This is a genomic window from Natrinema longum (assembly GCF_017352095.1).
Classification (GTDB): Archaea; Halobacteriota; Halobacteria; order Halobacteriales; family Natrialbaceae; genus Natrinema; species Natrinema longum.
On record NZ_CP071463.1, the window covers coordinates 2333098 to 2353425 of the forward strand.

Genomic DNA, 20328 nt, shown 5'->3' on the forward strand with positions numbered 1-20328 from the left:
GCAGCGTCGCTGCCAGCCGTTCGCGGCGATTACAGCTCGTCGCGCGAGTCGCCGCGCTTGTACCGTTCCGTCAGCCCGTACTCGACGACGGCGTCCCCGTCGATGACGAGTTCGTACCGGCCGAGGATGTCCTGGGTGTCCGGCACGGCGGATCGCTCGAGGACTTCAACGAGCACGCGCCAGCCGCGGTCGGTCCGTTCCGCTCGGATGACGCTCTCGGGGTCGTTCTCGAGCAACTCGCTCGCGACTGCCATCGCGTGTCGGCGAGCCTCGATGATACCCATCGACGGCTCCGAGCTGGCAGCGGACTCCGTGGCCCCCGACGCGTCCGCCTCGGTGCTCGAGTCCGGCGCGTCGTCCTCGATCGATCGATCCGGGTCGATCTCGCCTGCAGCGTCAGGGTCGGCGGTCCCCCCGTCGCTCATGTCGGCACCTCCACGTTCGAGACGACCCGCTCGACGTCCGTGCGAAGCGACTCGAGGCCGTCGCTGGTGGGCACTTTCGACGCGAGCACGTCGACGCAGACCGCCGCGAGGGTCGATGCGCTCCGATCGGTGCCGGCGGTGAACCCCTCCGTCGCCATGATCGCCGCGCGCGTCCCGACCGGGACGGAGACCTCCTCGCGCAACCGTCGGACCGTGTCGACGACGGCGGCGATCGTCTCTGCGTCGACGTCGTCGACGTGGGCAGCGACGATCCGCCGCTCGGTCTCGGCGTCGTAGAAGTCGAGGTGGATGCCAACGAGCCGATCGAGCAACGCGTCCTGTGGCTCGTGGACCCCGGCGTACTCCGTCGAGTTCGAGGTCAGGATCGCCCGGAACTCCGGGTGGACGTCGACGTAGCGGTCGCTGCCCGTCTTGCCGGGCAACTCGAGGACCCCCTCCTCGAAAACCGACAGGAGGACGTTGTTCGCGATCGGTTTGGTCCGTGAAAACTCGTTGTAGACGAGCGTCGCACCCTCTCGGACCGCGACGGTCAGCGGGTTGTCAACCCAGCGCTGGCGAACGATATCGGTGCTTTTCTGGACGTTGTGGACGTACTTGTCCCGGACCGAGTGTCGTTCGGTGCCGGAGTGATCCCCGACGAGGTCGCTCGTCCCGAGGTCGGCGTCGCCGTTGACGAACGCAACCGGCCGATCGCGCTCCTGGGCGACCGACAGCGCCAGTGCGGTCTTCCCACACCCGGTCGGTCCGACCAGGTGGACGGGGCGATCGACCGAAAGCCAGCGATCGATCCGGTCGCGGACCGCCGTGACCGCCGGCGTCTCGACGAACGGTCCGGGATCCGGCGTCGGGAGCGATCCTGCCGACACCTCGCCCGCCGACGCATCGCGCGCGGGTTCGTCGGTTCGTCGGGTACGGTCCCGACGCTCGCGGCCGCGTTTCTCCTCGCGGGACGTTCTGACTCGCCCGCCCCGAACCCGCCGATCCGAGCTGCCGGTCATCGATTCACCCCGTTAGTCCTCGGTCCCATCATCGGTGAATGCCTCCTCGAGTTCCGCACGGTGGTGGACCAGGAAGGCGACCAGTTCGTCCTTTTTGGCGGCGTTGAGGTTCCCGTCGTATCCGACCCGGTTTGCGGCCTGCTTGAGCTTGCCGTACTGGAGTTCCCGCAGCCGTTGCTCGAACGCCTCGGCCGAGGCCGCTTCGTCGCCGACGGCGTCGCTGCCGTCGGGCTGCTCGGCCGATCCCGTGTCGTCGCTCGACGCCGCGGTGGTCGTCGCGTTGGGCTCGACATCGTCCAATTGGTCGGTTGCGGTGTCCTGCTCGTCGGTCGATTCTTCCTCCGTCGGTTCGGACACCTCGTCGGCCGTCGCCGAACCATCGTCGGGAGTTGGCTTCGAGGACCCTTCGCCGTCCCTCTCGGTCGTTCCGGCCGACGCCGTCGTCTCGAGGGCGTCTTCGCCGTAGAACTCGCGGGTGAACGACTCGAACGCCGCCCGTTTGTCCGCGATTCCCTCGACGTTCGCCGCGACGCCCTCCCGAAACGCCTCGCGATCGGCCGCGAGGCGCTCGGTCGCGTCGGTAAACGCCGTTCGCGTCGATTCGAACGCCGCGACGAGCGCGTCGACGTCGGCCAGGAACGCGGTCGGATCGCCCGTCGCCGCGGCCTCCTCGCGGATCCGTTCGGCGTCGGCAGCCATCCGTTGGGCGAGCGCGTCCGTCTCGGATCGGTTCGCCTCGAGGTCCTCCTCGAGGGCGCGGGCGTACTCGTCGAACGCGTTTCCGGCCGACTCCATCTCGGCCCGGCGGGTCGCGACGTCTTCGGCGAACGCCGCTACCGACGCGTCGAACGCGTCGCCGGCCCTCGCGAACTCCGCGGCGAGTTCGTCCGCCGCTTCGCGGGCGTCGTCCATCGACGACTGCTTCGCTTCGACGTCCGCGGCGAACGCCGCGGTGTAGGCGTCGAACTCCTCGAGGGTCGTCTCGAGGTAGCCGCGTCGGTTCCTGTACTCTCGTCGTTTTTGTGAGACACTCATGAGTAAAAAACGGGTGTTCCCCCGAGGGAAACGGCGCTACGCTTCGGGTGCCGTTGCGGCCAGTTCCGCCTGTTCTATCTTCGCGATTTCCTCCGCATAGTGGAGGAAGGTGTCGACCGATGCCACGACGACGCGTGCCTCGACGGTCAGGATTTCGATCCCGACCAGCGAGATCCGTGCGAAGGCGTCGACGACGACGCCCTTGTCGAGGACGCGATCGAGTACTTCAGCGAGACTTGACGAATCAGGTTGTGCCATCTGTATGATCCAACGACTGCTAAGGAAAGTTATATAAAAAGGTTTCGGGCTCCCTATGTTGGAGCGGGGCTTCCGAGCGGATCTGCGGCGGGAATTCACGATCGTCGCCGTTCCGCTGGTGTAATCGATCTCACAGCTATCACTCTCGGTGAGTGATTCGACACGTGATAGAACGATGAGTCGTCCCTCCGCTCAGGAGGGAGTACCCCTCCTCGAACTATGTCGGGACGAGATCCCTCTCTCGAGCGACTCGGTCGTAATCGGACTCGAGAACCGGACTCAGTCGCCCGTGACCGGGTCGCGCTCCCAGAACTCGCTGCCCTTCTGTAGTTTCGGGACCCACGTGTCTTTGGTCTTCGAGAGGAGGGCGACGCGGGAGGCCGGCACGCCCATCACTTCTTCGAAGCCGGGCATGTGTTCCCGAACGTCCTCGGCGAATTCGACGACCTCGTCGTGGTCGGGCATCGCGGATCGGTCGAGTCGGCCCCGCGAGTGACCGACGTGCATGTACGCCTTCAACTCGACGAAGTCGGGATCGGCCTGCTGGTAGAATCCGGCGTACCAGTCCGGATTGTGCATGTTCTCGCCCTTGACGAGCGTCGTCCGGAGCACGGTTCGGGTGTCGTCTTTCTCGGCGAGCACGTGCATCGTCTCGAGGAGGTTCTCCCAGGCGTCGTCCTCCATCGCGCCGACGACCTGATCGAAGGTGTGGCGCTCGGGGGCGTCGACGCTGACGTAGAGTTGGGTCGGGTCACACTCGCGGAGGACCTCGGGGCGGGTGCCGTTCGAGACGAGGAAGGTGGTGATGTCCCGATCGTGGAAGGCCTCGATGAGTTCGGGCAGGTAGGGATAGAGGGTCGGCTCGCCGTCCAGCGAGATGGCGACGTGACGGGGCTCCATCGCCTGCTCGAACACCTCGCGAGGGACCTCCTCGTTGCCGCCAAAGCCCGAGAGCAACTTCTTCTGGAGGTCGATCGAGGCGTCGACCACCGCTTCGGGGTCGTCCCACTGGACGTCGTCCATCTCGTAGGAGTGGCCCTGATGATCGCGCCAGCAGAAGACACAGCGCTCGTTACACCGCACGACGGGGGTCATCTGGATACAGCGGTGGGATTCGATCCCGTAAAAGATGTTCTTGTAACACTTCCCCTCGCCGCGCATGGCGTTGGCCGTCCAGCCACAGGTCTGGGCGGCCGTGTGGTTCTCGCTGTGGTAGTCCGGACTCGAGACCTGTGCCGCTCCGCTACCGTCGCCGTCGGCAGCGTCGGTAGTGGTATCGGCGCTGGCCCCTTCGCGCCCGGGATTCGCGGAGTCGCTCATGTTGCCAGTCGTTGCATCGGCGAGGGCAAAAGGCGTGTGGTCGGTGGCTCCCGATCGGCGGTCGCGCCCGGCGACCTACTCCTCGCCGCGGCGCTCCCTCGAGGACTCGTCGTCGGGACCGTTCGGGAGCGCGTGTGGATCGGCGGGCTCGTCGCCGTGTCTGGCGTCGTCCCGCTCGAACAGGTACAGCGCCGGGCCCGCGATGACGATCACGAGTAAGCCGGGAATCGGCACGTCCGGGGGGCCCAGGTACACGGCGAGCCCGCTCCCGCAGGTGACGACCACGAGGGCGGCCCACAGTCCCGGTCGCGAGAGCGCGAGCCGGGTCGCGTCCCGGTAGACGGCGACTCCACAGCCGAGGACGATCGCGAACCCCACGACGGCGACGGCGGCCGCCTGTAGCGTGCCCATAGTCGAGTCGTACCGCCGGCTGTAAGTCAGTGTGACGATTCGCCGGGTCGCTCGCCGCGTTTGCGACGTGCCCAGTCACGTCCGGTGCCCCGTCTCCGGGAATACGGGACCGGCGTCTGCAGCCCGATTCCGGACGCGAGATCGGGCTTCGAGGGCGGTGGACGGTGACCGGCATGCTCGAGCGCTCTCGTCGCCGTTCCGTGCCCGCTTCCGTACGAAAGCCGCGTGTTCTTCCGCGCGCCGGCCCGACCGTCTCGTATGATCGGTGCCTACACGGTCGGCAAGAAAGCGGTCACTTTCGGCTACAAACGATACGGGATTCCGGGCGCGGTCGCCTCGGGCGGCGCGGCGCTGGCGGGATATCTGATCGTTCGACGCGCCCTGAAATCGTCGACGAGCGACGGCCCCGTCGATTCGGCGATCGATGGCGGTGAGATTCAGTCCGCGGTCGAGGAGACGGGACTGAGCGCGGTCACCGAGAAAGAAACCCTCGATCGGGCCATCGACGAGGAGCAAGTCGGCACCGGGTTCGACATGGACGACGTTCGGTCCTCGGCCGAGGACGAAACCGACGAGTTCGCCGACAGCACGGGCGGGAACGACTCGAGCACGGGGAGTAGCTAACGAGAGCGATTCCGTCGTCGATCGAAGCGACCGATCTCAGGGCTCGTAGTGTTGGCGGTGAACGACCCGTTCGTCGTCCCCGTCGATCGCGGTCACGACGATCTGGTCGCCGTCCGGATTCAGTTCGACGGTTCCGGTCGCGCCCGCCCAGGTCGACGAGGCCGCGCCGGTTTCGTCGTTGTAGAATTCCATCTCCGTGCCGGCGATCGTCGACTCGATGCGAACGGTGTCGGCGTCGACGCCCGGGGAGTCGGTGAGGTGGACCCGTGCCCACTCCGTCTCCTCGCCGAGATTGTCCTGGTCGAACTCCCAGTCGATCTTCGCGACGACGTCGTTCTCCTCGTCTTCGATTGGCTCTTCGAACGCCTCCGTCGGATCCGCCGGCGTCTCGTCTTCGGTACCGACGAAGAAGACCTTCCACTCCTCGTCCTCCGTGACGAACACCCACACGTCGAGGTCTTCGGCCTCGAGGTCGTCGGACGCAACCTCGACGATCGCGATCTCTTCCGAGCCGATCGCCTCGGCGAGCCCGTCGTCTTCGAACCAGAACTCGACGAACTCCAGGTCGGAGACGTCCTCGACGGCGGCGTCCTCGGCCACGCGTTCGATCTCGTAACCGTCGACGTCCGCGTAGGCGTCGCCCTGGAACTCCCAGCCGGCCTCTTCCCAGTCACCGGGATGAAGCGGACTCGAGCCGTGGCTGAGCGTCGCGATCGTCTCGGTGTCTTCGGCGGCGGCCGCATCGAGATAGTCGTCGATGAGTGGCCGCAGTTCGTCCTCGAGAGCCGCCGGTTCGTCGCTGTCCGCGTCGTCACCTTCGGCGTTCGTCGAGTCGTCGTCGCTACTCGAGCCGTCATCAGTCGAGCCGTCGTCGCCGGCCGCGTCGTCGTCGGCAGTGAGCGTGTCGCCCAGGCATCCGGCGGTGGTCAGTACTGTCGTGACCGCACCGCCCTGGAGGACGCGCCGCCGGCTCACGGCGGTGGTCGTCGTCGATGACTCGCTATCGCGCTGTCGGGGGGACCGATTTCGGAGTCCGAACATTGCAGTTGCCCCGAGCAGTCACGGATACGTAAACCCGGATCCGAATTTCGCGGCCGCGAACCGCCGATTCACGGCCGCGAAACGGCAGCTCACGGCACTCGAGCCGAACTCCTCCTCGACGGGGCAGGTCCCCGCTGTGGAGGGCACTCCGGACCGAAATGGGATCGTGGACTGCCGGGACAGCCGCGAGACTGGTGGGGGGACGGCCCTCCTGCCGGACGGAACGGGTCGGATAGCGATCGCGCTCGAGGCGCGGTCGGACGGTACGGAGACGACACGTCAACCCACCGTCTTTCGTTCCGTCTCGACGTGATCGACGTACGAACTCACGACCGTTTCGATGATCCGTTCGCCGGCTTCGGCGGTTGCCTCGTTTGGATCTCCGAGCACGCCGTTCTCGGTGATGGTTTTGAACCCCTCGCTGAGTAGGCGAGCGGTCGCAATCGACCCTTCGTGACCGCGCTCGAGGTTCTCCGTTCTGACCAGCCCCTCCTCGAGTGCTAACACGATCGCCGTCTCGGCCGCCCCGGCGTGAATCACGTCTTGGTCGTATTCGATGCCTGCCTCACTGAGCCCCTCGTTCAGTAGCTGCATGTGTTCGTCGAGGTCGGCAAGCGGAATCACGCTGGCGTCGATCTCACGTGCTATATCCGGTGTGACGGTCTTGACTGGGCCGAAGTTGCCGCCGTGAGTCGGCACCAATACGATGTGCTCGAAGCCGTGTTCGTCGAGCGAGCGGCAATACGAGCGAATCACGTCCATCAGCGTTTCGGGAGGGACTGTAATCGTGCCAGGGAACTCCATATGGTGGCCGGAACAGCCAGGGCGGATCGTGGGTGCAGCGAGAGCATCGCCGAGTTCCCTCGCGATCCGACGAGAGAGTTCGTCCCCGTCCAGCGTGTCCATATTCAGCGGCAGATGTGGCCCGTGCTGTTCGATCGAGCCGATAGCCACGATCGCCGTCCGCGTCCCGTTTTCGAGTGCCGATTCGACCTCCGGCCATACCATCTCCTCGAGGAGTAGTGACCGACGAGAAGACATGCGTTCGGTCTTATTTCAGCTGGAGTGAAAACCTTGTGGGAGAACGGTGCGTGAGATGGGAGTACGGTAATCGAATACTGCTCGTGGTGGCGTCGTTGCACCCGACGACTGCCCTCTCGCGGGCGATCTATCGGTGTCCGCTCGTCTCGGTCAGGTGTCGGCCGTGACGATGTCGCGTGCGAGGGGGTATTCCCACGGCGTCCCGAAGATCGCTTTGACCGTGGCGATCGCCGTAAAGAGGCCCGTGAGCAGCCACGCGAACCCTGCTGCCAGCAACAGTACCGTTCCGACGAGGCCGGCGACCGTCTCGAGCGGTGTGGGAAGCACCGACAACTCCATCGCCTCGCCGGCGACCGTCAGCTCGTCGGCACCGAGGAGGAACGTCACGACGGCGACGACGCTGAGGACGAGGATCGAGAGGTGCCAGTTGAGCGCGTTTCGCGCGTTCGCCCTCGTAAACTCGTTCGTCGAGACGACGTAGACGAAGCCGGCACCGATGATCCCAGTGAAGAGGGCCAGCGGATGGACGGCGATTCCGGCGATCGAACGGTCAGCGAGCAGTTCCGGTCCGTGATTCGGCGTCTGTGTGTTCGAGGACATGCGTATCGTGTCTCTATCGTAATCGTCGGTCGGTCATCTCGTCGGTTCAGTCGGCCGAGAGCGCGTCGAGCGGGCCGTCTCGGGAACGCACCCAGCGTGCCAGCCGTTCGGTGAGCAACAACAGGAGGCTGATCCCGAGCAGGTCGGCGGCCGTATCCCAGAGGACGATATCGCTCTGCGTGCCGATATCCGCGCCGACGACGGTCAGTACGCCGCCGAGCGCGAACGCCACGAGCGTCAACTGGAACCCGGCGAGCACGAGCGTCCGGATGCCGGCCGTATCCCGCATCGTGAGAAAGTCCCGCGTGGAGAGCCGGTCCAGCGGGGAGTCGGTCACGAGCGCCCGTTTCCCCTCCGGCGACAGGGGCCAGTCCGACTCCGGATAATCGATGTAGTACAGCGTCACCGACTCCGGATACGTCTCGGTGGCGACGACGTCGATCTCCTGTAATTCGTTGAGGCGGTTCCGAACGGTCGCCTTGCTGATGTCCGGCTTGACGCGCGCTTGCAGCTGTCGAATCGAGAAGAACGGCCGCTCGGACTCGAACATCGTCTCGACGACGTGCTGTTGGGTCAACGTGTTGTCGAGGTTCCTGTCGATCCGGTCGTCGATCCAGTTCGGAAGGGCGGACACGGTAGTTCGGATTGTCTCCAGGAGGGACATAAAAGTAGGAGCGCATTTCGCGGCCGTGAATCAGCGGTTCGCGGCCCCGAAACCCCGTCACATCGTTCCGCGAACCCGCTCGAGGACGGCGAGGGTCCCGTCGGCGTGGCGTTCCTCGAGTACCTCGTCTGCGGCCGCTTTCGCCGCCTCGTCGGCGTTTCCGACAGCGAACCCGCGACCGACGGTCTCGAACGTCGAGACGTCGTTGATCGAGTCACCGACGGCGACGCAGTCCGCGAGGTCGACCCCGACGTGATCGGCGATCCGCGCGATCCCCTCGCCTTTGTTCGGGTCGGCGTCCTTGACGTGGTAGGCATAACCCGTGTCGATCACCTCGAGGCCGTACTCGGCGGCGATCTCGCGCAGCGGTTCGATCGGCTGCTCGAGATTGACGGCGATTTCGGTCTCGCGCCAGCGGTTGACCGTATCTTCCGTGCCCCAGCCGAGGTCGTAGCCGGCGGCCCGGTACTCCTCGACGACCGCTCTGGCGGCCTCCCGATCGGCGGTGAAGAAGACGTCGTCGCCGGTGTAGACGACGCCGCCGTTTTCCGCGACGACGAGTTCGGGGATCCCGACGAAGTGACAGAGGGCGACGGGATAGGGGAAGGCCTTTCCGGTGGCGATCACGACGGGCGCGTCCCACTCCCGGAGGGGGTCGAAAACGCGGGGATCGATTCCCCACCCCTCGAGGCGGGTCAGCGTGCCGTCGATGTCGAGGACGAGCGGCGGGTCGGCTCTCATGGCCGGTACTCGAGGGCTGAGTGCCCTAAAAGAGTCGGTTGCGTCGAGGCGAGTCTCGACGGGTGGCCGTCCCATCGCCTCGGGAGCGGCCACGCCGGTCGAGATCGTCTAGAGGGCGAGATAGCCCGCGTTAGGCAACAGCCCGGCTAGATAGAGGAGCCCGAGCACGAACATGAACGCCGCGATCGCCATCGCCGGCGGGTCGACGTGCGTCCCGGAGTGGGAGTAGAACACGCGCTGACTCAGTTCGCCGACGAGGCCGCTGATCGCGCCGAACGCGCCGGCGGCGAGCAGTGCGGCCGGCTCGCTGCCGATGGCGGGCATCGCGATGACCGCACCCACGGCACCCAGGAGCGTGATGTGGTGGGTAACCGGAATCTTCTCCACGCCGAGGTTGAGGAACAACAGGCTCATCGCGGAAATCGCGTAGCCCATGAAGATACTCCCCGTCCTGAGCCAGATGAAGCCGCCGAGCAGCCCCCCGACGAGACCGATCGCGGTCACGCCGGACCACTTGTACTGGTGGGGCAGCCAGGGTTCGGTCGCCAGCCGACTCGTCTCGGTGCCGCCGTCGGCCGCCACGCGTTTCTCCTCGCGTTCGAACGGAGACATGTCGAGAAGGCTCGAGCCGCCGACCTTGCCGACGATCGGGTAGCCGAACACGATGCGGGCGAGGAACGCTGTCGCGACGACCGAGAGCGCGATGTTGTCCGTCGGGAACCCGAGACCGCCCATAACCCGGGTGATGAGCATCCCGACGACGCCGAAGATCGCACCGACTGCGAGGATGTCGGGTTTGGTTCCGAACGCGTACAGGATGTTCTTCCCGAAGTGGTAATCCCAGTCGTCGGGCTCCATCTCGGGATACTTCCGACCGGCGTAGGCAGTCGCGGCGACGCCGCCGGCGAAGGCGATGTGGGGGCCGGTGACCGCGCCGAAGCCGATCGTTCCGGTCACACCGGTCGCGATATCTCCTGCTCCGGCGACGTCGAGGCTACTACCGATTTCTCGCTGCAGAATGGCGATCCCTTCGCCGAGGAAGACGACGAAGCCCGTGAAGACGAACGAGGGCAACGCACCGAGCGCCGCACCGAACGCGCCGCCGGCGAGGGAAGCGATGAGCAGCACGGCGAACCGCTCGAATTCCATGCCGATGACTGGTACCTGGAGGAGCGTCCCGTACATGGAATTATTCCTCCGCGTCGCGTGCCCAGTCGCGCGATCGTTCGACGGCGTCGCTCCAGCGGTCGTACCGCCGGTCGGCCGTCTTCGAGTCCATCTTCGGCTCGAACTCCGCGTCGACCTGCCAGTTGCTCCGCAGTTCGTCGGGATCGCTCCAGTAGTCGACGGCGAGGCCGGCCGCGTAGGCCGAGCCAAGCGCCGTCGTCTCGTCGACGACCGGACGGACGATCTCCGAGCCGATGATGTCCGACTGGAGCTGACAGAGGAAGTTGTTCTTGACCGCCCCGCCGTCGACCTTCAGCGAGCGCATCTCGATGCCCGAGTCCGCCTCCATCGCCTCCGCGACGTCGCGGGTCTGGTAGGCGATCGACTCGAGCGTCGCACGAACGACGTGTTCCTTCCGCGTGCCGCGGGTCATCCCGACGATGGTACCGCGTGCGCGCTGGTCCCAGTGGGGTGCACCCAGCCCGGTGAAGGCGGGGACGACGTAGACGCCGTCCGTCGAGTCGACGCTGCGGGCGAGTTCCGCCGTCTGGGCGGGGTTGTCGATCAGCGACATGTCCTCGAGCCACTCGATCGCCGCGCCCGTGATGAAGATCGATCCCTCGAGGGCGTACTGGACGTCTTCGCCCGAGCGCTGGAAGCCGATCGTCGTCAGGAGGCCGTGATCGCTCTCGACGGCCTCGCTACCGGTGTTCATCAGGAAGAACGAGCCGGTCCCGTAGGTGTTCTTCGCGTCGCCGGCATCGAAACAGGTCTGGCCGAACAGCGCCGCCTGCTGGTCGCCCAGCGCACCCGCAACCGGAACCTCGGCCTCGAGGAAGCCCTCGGGATCGGTCGCGCCGTAGGTGGCGTCGTCACTCGAGGGGCGGACCTCCGGCAGCATCTCCGCGGGGATGTCGAACTCCGCGAGCAGGTCGTCGTCCCACTCGAGGTCGTGAATGTTGTACAGCATCGTCCGCGAGGCGTTCGTGACCTCGGTGATGTGCTCGCCCGTGAGGTTGTAGATCAACCACGTGTCGATCGTTCCGAACAGGACCTCGCCGTTCTCCGCGCGGTCGCGGATGTCCTCGGGGCGGGAGCGCTCGAGTTTGATCGGATCGGCGTTCTCGAGCAGCCACTCGGCTTTCGTCGCCGAGAAGTAGGCGTCGGCCTCGAGCCCGGTCTTCTCGCGGATGGTCTCGACGAGCCCGTCTTCTTCGAGTTGTTCGACGCGGTCGGTGGTTCGGCGGTCCTGCCAGACGATGGCGTTGTGGACCGGCCGACCGGAGTCGGCGTCCCACAGCAGCGTCGTCTCGCGCTGGTTGGTCACGCCGATGGCCTCGAGCTGGTCCGGGCTGACGCCTGCCTGCCCGAGCGCCTGCTGAATGACGTCTTTGGTGTTCTCCCAGATCTCCATCGGGTCGTGTTCGACCCAGCCCGGTTCCGGGTAGATCTGTTCGTGTTTCTCGTAGGCGTTCGCGACGACCTGCCCCTCGTGATCGAACACGATAAAGCGGGTCCCCGTCGTTCCCTGGTCTACTGCGCCGACGTAGGTATTCTCTGTCATTGGTGGTCACCCATACTTCCACGCGCCGTCTTTACTGCCGGGGGCGTGTCACTAGTAAACAACCCCTACGATCATTATAAATGTTTCCAAAGCCATAAATTACAGATCATATTGGTAACTATATCTGACTGTATCGTGCATTACGAACGATTTTCGGGGGCGGCTGATCCCGATATCGTCCGACGACGGTCCGAACTACCGCCGTGATTCTCGCTCCCGACCGATTGTTATGGCCGTTATCCTACCGCCGATAAAATAAAGATGCGGGTGTCCGTAGGGTCCAGTGACAGAATGGCACGCGACACTGAGGTCCTCGTTCTCGGCGGCGGCTCGACCGGGTGTGGCATCGTCCGTGATCTGGCGATGCGCGGCCTCGACGTCACGCTCGTCGAGCGAGGAACTCTCACAGACGGAACGACCGGCCGCATGCACGGCCTGTTGCACAGCGGGGGGCGATACGCCGTCTCCGATCAGGCCAGCGCGACGGAGTGTATCGAGGAAAACGAGATCCTCCGGGAGATCGCCGGCCACTGCGTCGAGCCCACCGGTGGCCTGTTCGTCCAGCGTCCCGAGGACTCGGACGACTACTTTCAGGAGAAACTCGAGGGGTGTCGGGAGTGTGGGATTCCCGCCCGCGTGCTGTCCGGTCGGGAAGCCCGCGAGGTCGAACCCCACCTCGCGGGCGACGTGAAGCGAGCGATCGAGGTCCCCGACGGCGCGGTCGACCCGTTCCGGCTCTGCGTCGCGAACGCGATCGACGCCGAGAACCACGGCGCGAGGGTCGAAACCCACGCCGAAGTGATCGACCTCCTGCGTGACGGCGACGAGATCTACGGGGTCGAGGTTCGCCACGACTCGGGGCCGGGCAAGCGCACGCACGAGACGCCCGGCACGACCGAGGAGATCACCGCCGACTACGTCGTCAACGCGACCGGCGCGTGGGCCGGCCAGATCGGCGCGATGGCCGATCTCGAGGTCGAGGTCCGCCCCTCGAAGGGCGTGATGACGATCATGAACGTCCGGCAGGTCGACACCGTGATCAACCGCTGTCGACCGAAAGGCGACGCGGACATCGTCGTCCCTCACGAGACGACGGCCATCCTCGGGACGACCGACGAGGAGGTCTCGGATCCCGACGACTACCCCGAGGAGGGCTGGGAAGTCGATCAGATGATCGATACGCTCTCGGAACTGGTGCCGATCCTCTCGGAGGCCCGAACCATCCGCTCGTTCTGGGGCGTCCGCCCGCTCTACGAGCCCCCGGGGACCGGCACGCAGGACCCGACCGACATCACGCGGGACTTCTTCTTGCTCGATCACGCCGACCGCGACGGCGTCTCCGGGATGGCGAGCATCGTCGGCGGGAAGCTCACCACCTACCGGGCGATGGCCGAGGAGATATCGGATCACGTCTGCGAGAAACTGGGCGTGACCGCCGCCTGTGCGACCGCCGACGAGCCCCTTCCCGGCAGCGAGAACATCGAAACCCTCGAGGCGGGCATGGACGACTTCGGGCTGCGCTCGCCGGTGGCCCGCCGGAGCAAACAGCGGCTTGGAAGCCGGGCGAGCGAGGTGCTCGAGACGGACGACGCGAACCCGGTAATCTGCCAGTGTGAGGGCGTGACGCGCGCGGAGATTCAGGACGCCATCTCACAGTCCGGATCGGACCTCAACGCGGTTCGAATCCGGACGCGGGCGTCGATGGGGAACTGCCAGGGCGGGTTCTGCTGTCAAAACATGGCCAACGAGCTCCACCCGACGTACGACGAGGAGACGGTCCGGGCGTCGCTCGACGAACTCTTTCAGGAACGCTGGAAGGGCGAACGGCACGCGCTGTGGGGCGAACAGCTCTCGCAGGCGATGCTCAACTACGCGCTCCACGCGACCACGATGAACCGCGATCGGGATCCAGCGAGCGCGGCGGGGGACGTCGACTTCACCGCGTTCGACGGCGGCCAGTCCAGCGGAGAGGAGGCCGAGACCGCCCGGGGGGGCCGCTAGATGGCCATCGAGGACGATGTCCTCGTCATCGGCGGTGGCCTCGCCGGTACGACTGCCGCGCTCGCCGCGGCACAGCGGGACGTTCAGGTACGACTCGTCTCCGCCAAGCAGAGCACGCTCCGTCACGCCAGCGGGTTGATCGACGTGCTGGGATACACGCCGGACGGCGACGGCCCGCTCGTCGACCCGTTCGCGGCGCTCGAGGAGCTCCCCGATGGGCACCCCTACGAGCGCGTGGGGGGCGAGGCGGTCCGCGAGGCCCTCGCTTTCTTCGACGGGGTCGCGGGCGAGGCCTACGCCGGGTCGCACACGGACGCGAACGCGCTCGTGCCGACCCACGGCGGGACGGTCAAACCGACCGCCAGATATCCGGTCGCGACTGCCGCCGGCCTCGCGAGCGACGACCGCGATACCGTACTCGTCGGCTTCGAGACGCTGCCGGACTTCGAGGCCCCGCTGGCGGCATCGCATCTCGAGGCCGCGGGCGCACCCTTCGCGGCCCGCGGCGTGACCGTTCGCTTCCCGGGAATCGTCCGGGACGACGCGAAGATCACGCGCTACGCACACCTGCTCGACCGCGACGAGGCCGTGGCGACGGCGACGGGCGAGTCCACGGCCCGTGAGGCCCTCGCCGAGACCGTCCGCGGGCATCTCGAGGACGAAACCCGCGTCGGCTTCCCCGCGATCCTCGGGGACGACCACGCCGACGAGGTCAGGGCCGACCTCGCGGACCGACTCGGCGTCGACGTCTTCGAGGTTCCGATGGGGCCGCCGAGTCTCCCCGGAATGCGACTCGAAGACATGCTCTACGACGCGCTCGAGGACGCGGGCGTCCGCGTGACGACGGGTGTCCCCGTGGTCGACTACGAGAGCGCGGTCGACGGGACGGACGCGGACGGCTCCGAACGGATCGACCGCGTCGTCGTCGACCGCAACGGTGCCGACGTTCCCCACCGTGCCGACCAGTACGTGCTCGCGACGGGCGGACTCGTCGGCAAGGGCGTCGAATCGGAGCGCCAGCGGGTGTTCGAACCGATCTTCGACTGCCACGTCCCCCACCCGACGGACCGCTACGACTGGTTCGTCGACGACGTCTTCGGCGAGCACCCCTACGCACAGTTCGGTCTTCCCGTCGACCGCGAACTCAGACCGCTCGACGCCGACGACGAACCCGAGTTTTCGAACCTGCGTGCGGCTGGTGCGGTGCTTGGCGGCTACGACTTCGCCGCGGAGAAATCCGGCTCGGGCGTCTCGCTCGCGACGGGCTACGTCGCGGGCCAGCGTGCCGGCACGGAGGCCGGGCGATGACGGCCGAGCGACGGGACGCGGACCGCAGACGCGACTCGCGTCTCGGACTCGAGGCATCGCGCGCGAGCGACCGGCAGCGACCCCACACGAGCGACCCCACACGAGCGACCCGCGACGATCCAACGACGCGATCGACAGCGACCGACCCACAACGGTGATTCGATGAGTGATGCAGAACAGCCGACCGACGATGGTGCACCGGGCGACGACGAGTTCGAGCCGATTCAGGTCTTTCCGGAGGCCGAAGAGATGGATCTCCGGCCGGGTGCGGACGACTGCTACAAGTGCTCGACCTGCGACACCAACTGTCCAGTCGCCGAGGTCGACGACGAGTTCCCCGGTCCGAAGTTCCAGGGACCCGAGCAGTGGCGACTCAAACGCCAGGACGACCAGGACATCGACGACTCGGTGATGAAGTGCTCGAACTGCATGCGCTGTGACAGTGCCTGTCCCTCCGATGTGCCCCTCTCACAGATGCACAACACCGCTCGAGGGGAGTACGTCGAGGAACAGATGAACAAATTCTCGCGGGAGTACGTCCGCAACCGGATCCTCGCGAACTACCGCCGGCTCGCGCCGCTGGGATCGATGTTCCCACGGACGACGAACTTCGTGATGGGCCTCTCCGCGACGCAGTGGCTGGGCGAAAAAGTACTCGGGATCGCGGGCGAACGGGAGTTCCCCGAGTTTGCGACGGAGACGTTCCGCGAGTGGTGGACGGCACGCGGCGGCGCACAGGTCCAGAGCGAGGACAAGCGGATCGCCTACTTCCACGGCTGTTACTCGAACTACAACACGCCCGAGGTGGGGAAAGCGCTGGTCCGCGTCTACGAACACCTCGGCTACGAGATCATGGTCCCCGATCAGCACTGTTCGGGGACGCCGATGTTCGCCAACGGCATGCTCGAGGACGCGCGCCGGTCGGCGGAGACGAACGTCCGGGAACTCGCCGCGGCCATCGAGGACGGCGCGGACATCGTCGCCTCCTGTAGTTCGTGTTCGATGTCGCTTCGCCAGGAGTATCCCGAACTGTTCGACTTCGACGGGACCGAAGACGTCGCGGCAAACACCTGGGACGCCGTCGAGTACCTGCGTGTCCACGAGGACCTCGAAGGCGAACTCGAGGGAACGTCGGTCGGCGACGAGTTCGACGACTTCGCCTACCACGCGCCGTGTCACGCCCGAAATCAGGGACTCGACGGCCAGACGACGGAGCTACTGGCCGCCATCGACGGCGTCGACGCCCACGACGTCGGTGACTCCTGTTCTGGCATTTCCGGCACCTACGGCTGGAAGGCGGAGAATTACGAAACCTCCATGGAAATCGGGTCGGAAATGTTCGACCACATGGAAGCGTCAGAGGCGAAAACCGGACTCACGGAGTGTCCAACCTGCTCGATGCAGATGGAACACGGAACGGGCTACGAAATCACCCACACCCTCGAGGTGCTCGAGGCGGCCCTCGTCGGGACGGAGACGGCTCCCCAGTAATGGACTTACAGGAGCGAATCGCTCGCCGGCGATCGGCACGGCAGGGTCGGCAGGTCGTCGTCGACCGCGACCAGCTCAGTCCCGCCGTCCACCGCCCCGAACCGGTCGGTCGCGGTCCCGTCCTGGAACAATTGCTCGATGCGCTCGAGCCGATCTTCGAGGGCGAGTTACCGCCGCCGGTCGCGGTGGTCGGCCCGCCGGGGTCGGGGACCTCGGCCGTGGTGACTGCGCTGTTCGACGCGTTGAACGTGCAGTTCAGCGGTTCGAATCGCGCGATCGCGACGACGACGCGAGGTGGCGACACCGGACCCGCGACGTGGTTCGTCGCCGTCGACGGTCGCCAGGTCGAGAGCCCGTTCGCGTTCTACCGAGCCGTGTTGGCGGCGCTCTCGAACGACCACGTCCCCGAGAGCGGTGTCGGGACCGACGAACTGCTCGATCGCCTGTCCGATCGGCTCGCCCGCGTCGATCACCACGCGATCGTCGCGATCGATCACCACGACGAGCCCGAAACCCTCGGCACCGATCGGGTCCGCGAGTTGCTGGCCCCGGTCGAGGACTCCGTCGCGACCGTCGCAGTCGGCCAACACGAACCCGACGACCATCGAGGACCGACCGTCACCGTCCCCGCCTACCGCGATCACGAACTCGTCGATGTCGTCACCGAACGCGCCTCGACGGGGCTCGCCGCGGGGGCGCTCGATCACGACGCCGTTCGCGGGCTCGCCACGTGGGCGGACGGGAACGCACACGACGCGCTCGCGGCCCTGTTCGGCGCTGCCGTCCTCGCCAGCGGGGACGACACGGAGCGGATCGAACACCGTCACCTCGAGCGAGCACGAAACGACGTTCCCGACGACGGTGTCCACGTCGGCCGTCCGCTCGCGCTCTCGGTGACCCGCCAGCGGGTCCTCCTGGCGCTCATCGAGCTCGGGGTATCGGATCTCCCGATCCGTGACATCGCAGCGTCGATCGCCGATCGATCGTCGCTGACCGCCGGCACGGTCAAACGGTTCCTGTACGAACTCGCGGATCGGGGTATCGTCGAGCGGGTTCCGGTACCGACGGGCGACACCGGCAGCGGTCGACAGCCCAGTACCGTCGAGCCGCGGTTCCCGACGATCGCGTTCCGGTCGTTGAGTCAAACCGGAACGCAGTCGCCCTGATAAACTGCCGTTCGTGGATGGGCAATCTATTTTGTCAGTCCTGGCTAACAGTAGTGTAACCGGGTATGACGATCGAGTTTACAGAGATGGCAGAGACGGTGGGGCTCGAAATATACGACTCGATCGAACACCGTCGCTTGCAGATCGAGACCGCGGGGACCGTCTCCGACGACGCCAAGGAGCCGGACGAGTTCGGGTTTCCGGTGGATTCGACCTGTCGGCTCGAGACCGACTCGATCACCGTCACGCAGCTGTACTCCGTCACGGTTCACGACGAGACCGGCCGAACGGAGGCGAGGTTCGACGCCAGCGAGACGGCACGACTCGAAAATCGAACCCAGTTCGTCGGTCTGAGCGGCCCGATCAAACTCTACTGTCGAATCGACGCACCCGGAACGATCGACATCGGCGTCACCTCGATTACGATAACGACCGACCGCCCGACGTCGATCGAGCTCGGCGCTCGATCTCCACACGACCAGCCGGTCGGTACGATCACGACGCCGCCCGACATCGAATCGATGATGCACGCCGTCTCCGCGCTTCCCTCCGCCTTGCAGACGACCTCGCCGGAACGGACGTGGCCGACCCTGCGCGGCCATCCGCCGCTGATCGAACTCGGCGACCGCCTCGACATCCCCGACTCCGTCGACGAACCGACGGGCAACAGTACGCTCACTGTTCCGCCCGATTACGCGTCGCTGTATCAGGCCGCCCCGCTCGCGTTTTTCTTGGGTGCCACGATTCAGCCGGGCACGGAACCGATGCTCGAGACGCCGCGGTTCGACTACTCGCTGGCGACTGGACGCCCGCTCGAGGACGAGATCGCCACCCTTCTGAAACGGTTTTTCTTCCTCGACTGTCTGACTCGCACCGAGGGCGTCTTCCAGTACGACCTCCTCGAGCGGTCAGCGCTCGAAGACGACCTGCCCTTCGACCTCGCGGACACGTACGACCTGTCGCTCCCACACCGGCTGGAGCGGTATCTCGACGTTCCGTTCGACCTGATCGAACCCCACGTCCCGCGGTGGCCCCTGACCGCACACGTTCCATCCGACCCCGAAAGCGCCACGCTGTTGCCGTTCGTCGTCAACGAACTCGGGATCGTTCGCGAACCCCGCGGCCGAACGTCGGAGTCGGTTCCACAGCCGGACCCGAGTTCGGGGCTCGTTCGCTCCGCGACGACGTACCGGTCTCCGTCACCGGTCGCGGAGAACGCAAGGTTCGTCGTTCCGTCGGTGACCGACGAGTCCGTCGAACACGCCTGGTTCGGCGACGGCATCCCACAGCAGGCGTCGAAGGCGACCATCGAGGCCTACCGTAATCAACTCGATCACGACGAACGGAGCGAATCGATCGAAATCCTGCTCGTCTGTAACGACGCCCGCATGATCGACGAACACGACCTCCTCGACGGAACCTACGGCAACCGGTCGGACCTCCCCTTCGAGATCCACTCGGAGTTCGGGATCGCTTCGGATCGGCTCGCCGAACTGCTGGCCGACGGCGGCTACGACTTCTTTCACTACATCGGCCACGCGGTCGAGGACGGACTCCGCTGTTCCGACGGCGACCTCGACGTCCGCACCCTCGAATCGGTCGACCTCGGCGTCTTCTTCTTGAACGCCTGTCGCTCCTACGAACAGGGCCTCGCGCTCACCCGTCAGGGGGCGTTCGGTGGCGTCAGCACGTATGCCGACGTCATCAACGAAAACGCCGTCGAGGCCGGCGAAACGATGGCTCGCCTGCTCAACCGCGGCTTCCCGCTCCGGGGCGCACTCGAGATCGCACGGACGAACGCGGGCCTCGGCGATCAGTATCTCATCGTCGGGGACGGATCGGCGGATATCGCCCAGTCCGACGGCGGTGCGCCGATGCTCGTGGAGTTCGAGCCGCGTGGCGAAGATCAGTTCGACTTCGCAGTCCAGTCGTACTCGACCAAGGAGTTCAAATTAGGGACGGCGACCGCTTCGACCCTCGATTCCGTCTCGGACCGTCATCTGACACCGGGCCAAACGCCGGTTTCGCGAACGAAAGAGGGACCGCTTCGTGAGTACTTCACGTGGACCGAACTGCCGGTGTTGTCCGATGGAACGCTCCGGTGGAACGACGGGATCGGAACGCGATTACTCGAGTAAGCGAGAGTCGCTGCTGGCCGGTCGTGCTATCGTGGTACGTCTCGTCGCCACTTCGAACAAAACTGATTGAATTTTCGTCGCCGCGTTACGGTCCGATCTGGGACGTGCTTCCTGCTGCCACCGAGCCGGCCTGACTAAGCAGGACGAACAGGGTGAACAGGGCGCCGATCATTCGTGGGTGCTGTGCGAGGTAATCCTTCATGCTGTCTTTCGCGGACATTACATTCCATTGGTTGTCGCCGATGGAAATAAATTTATCTTATACTTCCGGAGAGGAATTATTATAATAGAACCGAACTCGGACCCGAGTGACG

Annotated in this window: 21 protein-coding genes; 7 read left to right on the forward strand and 14 right to left on the reverse strand. The window is 65.8% G+C overall.

Annotated features, from left to right (window positions below; all coding sequences use genetic code 11):
* Nucleotides 1-29 precede the first annotated feature (29 nt).
* The 6 genes from J0X27_RS11530 to J0X27_RS11555 all read right to left on the reverse strand — a co-directional run bounded on the left by J0X27_RS11530 (nt 30) and on the right by J0X27_RS11555 (nt 4468).
* Nucleotides 30-425 (reverse strand): gas vesicle protein GvpO, encoded by a 396-nt coding sequence (locus J0X27_RS11530; protein WP_207269329.1) that lies wholly within the window; start codon nt 423-425, stop codon nt 30-32.
* Nucleotides 422-1444 (reverse strand): gas vesicle protein GvpN, encoded by a 1023-nt coding sequence (gene gvpN, locus J0X27_RS11535; RefSeq protein WP_207269330.1) that lies wholly within the window; start codon nt 1442-1444, stop codon nt 422-424. Before gvpN ends, J0X27_RS11530 begins: the two co-directional genes overlap by 4 nt.
* A 12-nt stretch (nt 1445-1456) precedes the next feature.
* Nucleotides 1457-2479 (reverse strand): coiled-coil domain-containing protein, encoded by a 1023-nt coding sequence (locus J0X27_RS11540; RefSeq protein WP_207269331.1) that lies wholly within the window; start codon nt 2477-2479, stop codon nt 1457-1459.
* A gap of 36 nt (nt 2480-2515) precedes the next feature.
* Entirely contained in the window at nt 2516-2737 is a 222-nt protein-coding gene (gene gvpA, locus J0X27_RS11545; RefSeq protein WP_207269332.1) for a gas vesicle protein GvpA, read from the reverse strand.
* Nucleotides 2738-3016: 279 nt separating this feature from the next.
* The gene (gene twy1, locus J0X27_RS11550; RefSeq protein WP_207269333.1) at nt 3017-4057 is read right to left on the reverse strand and encodes a 4-demethylwyosine synthase TYW1; all 1041 of its coding nucleotides are present in this window, start codon (nt 4055-4057) and stop codon (nt 3017-3019) included.
* A gap of 75 nt (nt 4058-4132) precedes the next feature.
* Nucleotides 4133-4468 carry a hypothetical protein gene (locus J0X27_RS11555; protein ID WP_207269334.1) on the reverse strand — a complete coding sequence of 112 codons (336 nt, stop codon included), beginning with the start codon at nt 4466-4468 and terminating at the stop codon, nt 4133-4135.
* A gap of 258 nt (nt 4469-4726) precedes the next feature.
* On the opposite strand from J0X27_RS11555, the gene J0X27_RS11560 reads away from it, so the two are divergent.
* On the forward strand, nt 4727-5092 hold the full coding sequence (locus J0X27_RS11560) for a hypothetical protein (RefSeq protein WP_207269335.1): 366 nt from the start codon (nt 4727-4729) through the stop codon (nt 5090-5092).
* Nucleotides 5093-5128: 36 nt separating this feature from the next.
* On the opposite strand, the gene J0X27_RS11565 is transcribed toward J0X27_RS11560, so the two are convergent.
* From J0X27_RS11565 to glpK, 7 genes are all read right to left on the reverse strand, one after another.
* The gene (locus tag J0X27_RS11565) at nt 5129-6067 is read right to left on the reverse strand and encodes a hypothetical protein (protein WP_224214586.1); all 939 of its coding nucleotides are present in this window, start codon (nt 6065-6067) and stop codon (nt 5129-5131) included.
* Between the two features lie 345 nt (nt 6068-6412).
* Complete coding sequence (locus J0X27_RS11570) at nt 6413-7174, reverse strand: creatininase family protein (RefSeq protein WP_207269337.1); 762 nt, start codon at nt 7172-7174, stop codon at nt 6413-6415.
* Between the two features lie 150 nt (nt 7175-7324).
* Entirely contained in the window at nt 7325-7774 is a 450-nt protein-coding gene (locus J0X27_RS11575) for a DUF4870 domain-containing protein (protein WP_207269338.1), read from the reverse strand.
* A gap of 46 nt (nt 7775-7820) precedes the next feature.
* Nucleotides 7821-8408 carry a helix-turn-helix domain-containing protein gene (locus J0X27_RS11580; RefSeq protein ID WP_207269339.1) on the reverse strand — a complete coding sequence of 196 codons (588 nt, stop codon included), beginning with the start codon at nt 8406-8408 and terminating at the stop codon, nt 7821-7823.
* 87 nt (nt 8409-8495) lie between these two features.
* Nucleotides 8496-9179, reverse strand: a complete 684-nt coding sequence (locus tag J0X27_RS11585; protein ID WP_207269340.1) for an HAD-IIB family hydrolase — start codon at nt 9177-9179, stop codon at nt 8496-8498.
* A 108-nt stretch (nt 9180-9287) separates the two neighbouring features.
* A complete protein-coding gene (locus tag J0X27_RS11590) occupies nt 9288-10364 on the reverse strand; it encodes a DUF7973 family transport facilitator (RefSeq protein ID WP_207269341.1) in 1077 nt (358 codons plus the stop codon).
* A 4-nt stretch (nt 10365-10368) separates the two neighbouring features.
* Nucleotides 10369-11910 (reverse strand): glycerol kinase GlpK, encoded by a 1542-nt coding sequence (gene glpK / locus J0X27_RS11595; protein WP_207269342.1) that lies wholly within the window; start codon nt 11908-11910, stop codon nt 10369-10371.
* Nucleotides 11911-12201: 291 nt separating this feature from the next.
* Between glpK and glpA the strand changes: the two genes are divergently transcribed.
* The 6 genes from glpA (at nt 12202) to J0X27_RS11625 (ending at nt 20014) form a co-directional block, all read left to right on the forward strand.
* Nucleotides 12202-13911 carry an anaerobic glycerol-3-phosphate dehydrogenase subunit GlpA gene (gene glpA, locus J0X27_RS11600; protein WP_207269343.1) on the forward strand — a complete coding sequence of 570 codons (1710 nt, stop codon included), beginning with the start codon at nt 12202-12204 and terminating at the stop codon, nt 13909-13911.
* Nucleotides 13912-15219: a glycerol-3-phosphate dehydrogenase subunit GlpB gene (gene glpB, locus J0X27_RS11605; protein ID WP_207269344.1), complete on the forward strand. Its 1308-nt coding sequence runs from the start codon at nt 13912-13914 to the stop codon at nt 15217-15219.
* Nucleotides 15216-15377, forward strand: a complete 162-nt coding sequence (locus J0X27_RS11610; protein WP_207269345.1) for a hypothetical protein — start codon at nt 15216-15218, stop codon at nt 15375-15377. The genes glpB and J0X27_RS11610 overlap by 4 nt, the downstream gene beginning before the upstream one ends.
* A gap of 4 nt (nt 15378-15381) precedes the next feature.
* Nucleotides 15382-16710, forward strand: a complete 1329-nt coding sequence (locus tag J0X27_RS11615; protein ID WP_207269346.1) for an anaerobic glycerol-3-phosphate dehydrogenase subunit C — start codon at nt 15382-15384, stop codon at nt 16708-16710.
* Complete coding sequence (locus J0X27_RS11620; protein WP_207269347.1) at nt 16710-17876, forward strand: Cdc6/Cdc18 family protein; 1167 nt, start codon at nt 16710-16712, stop codon at nt 17874-17876. Before J0X27_RS11615 ends, J0X27_RS11620 begins: the two co-directional genes overlap by 1 nt.
* Before the next feature lie 65 nt (nt 17877-17941).
* On the forward strand, nt 17942-20014 hold the full coding sequence (locus J0X27_RS11625; RefSeq protein ID WP_207269348.1) for a hypothetical protein: 2073 nt from the start codon (nt 17942-17944) through the stop codon (nt 20012-20014).
* A gap of 85 nt (nt 20015-20099) precedes the next feature.
* On the opposite strand, the gene J0X27_RS18105 is transcribed toward J0X27_RS11625, so the two are convergent.
* The gene (locus tag J0X27_RS18105; RefSeq protein WP_277612558.1) at nt 20100-20234 is read right to left on the reverse strand and encodes a DUF7503 family protein; all 135 of its coding nucleotides are present in this window, start codon (nt 20232-20234) and stop codon (nt 20100-20102) included.
* Nucleotides 20235-20328 lie beyond the last annotated feature (94 nt).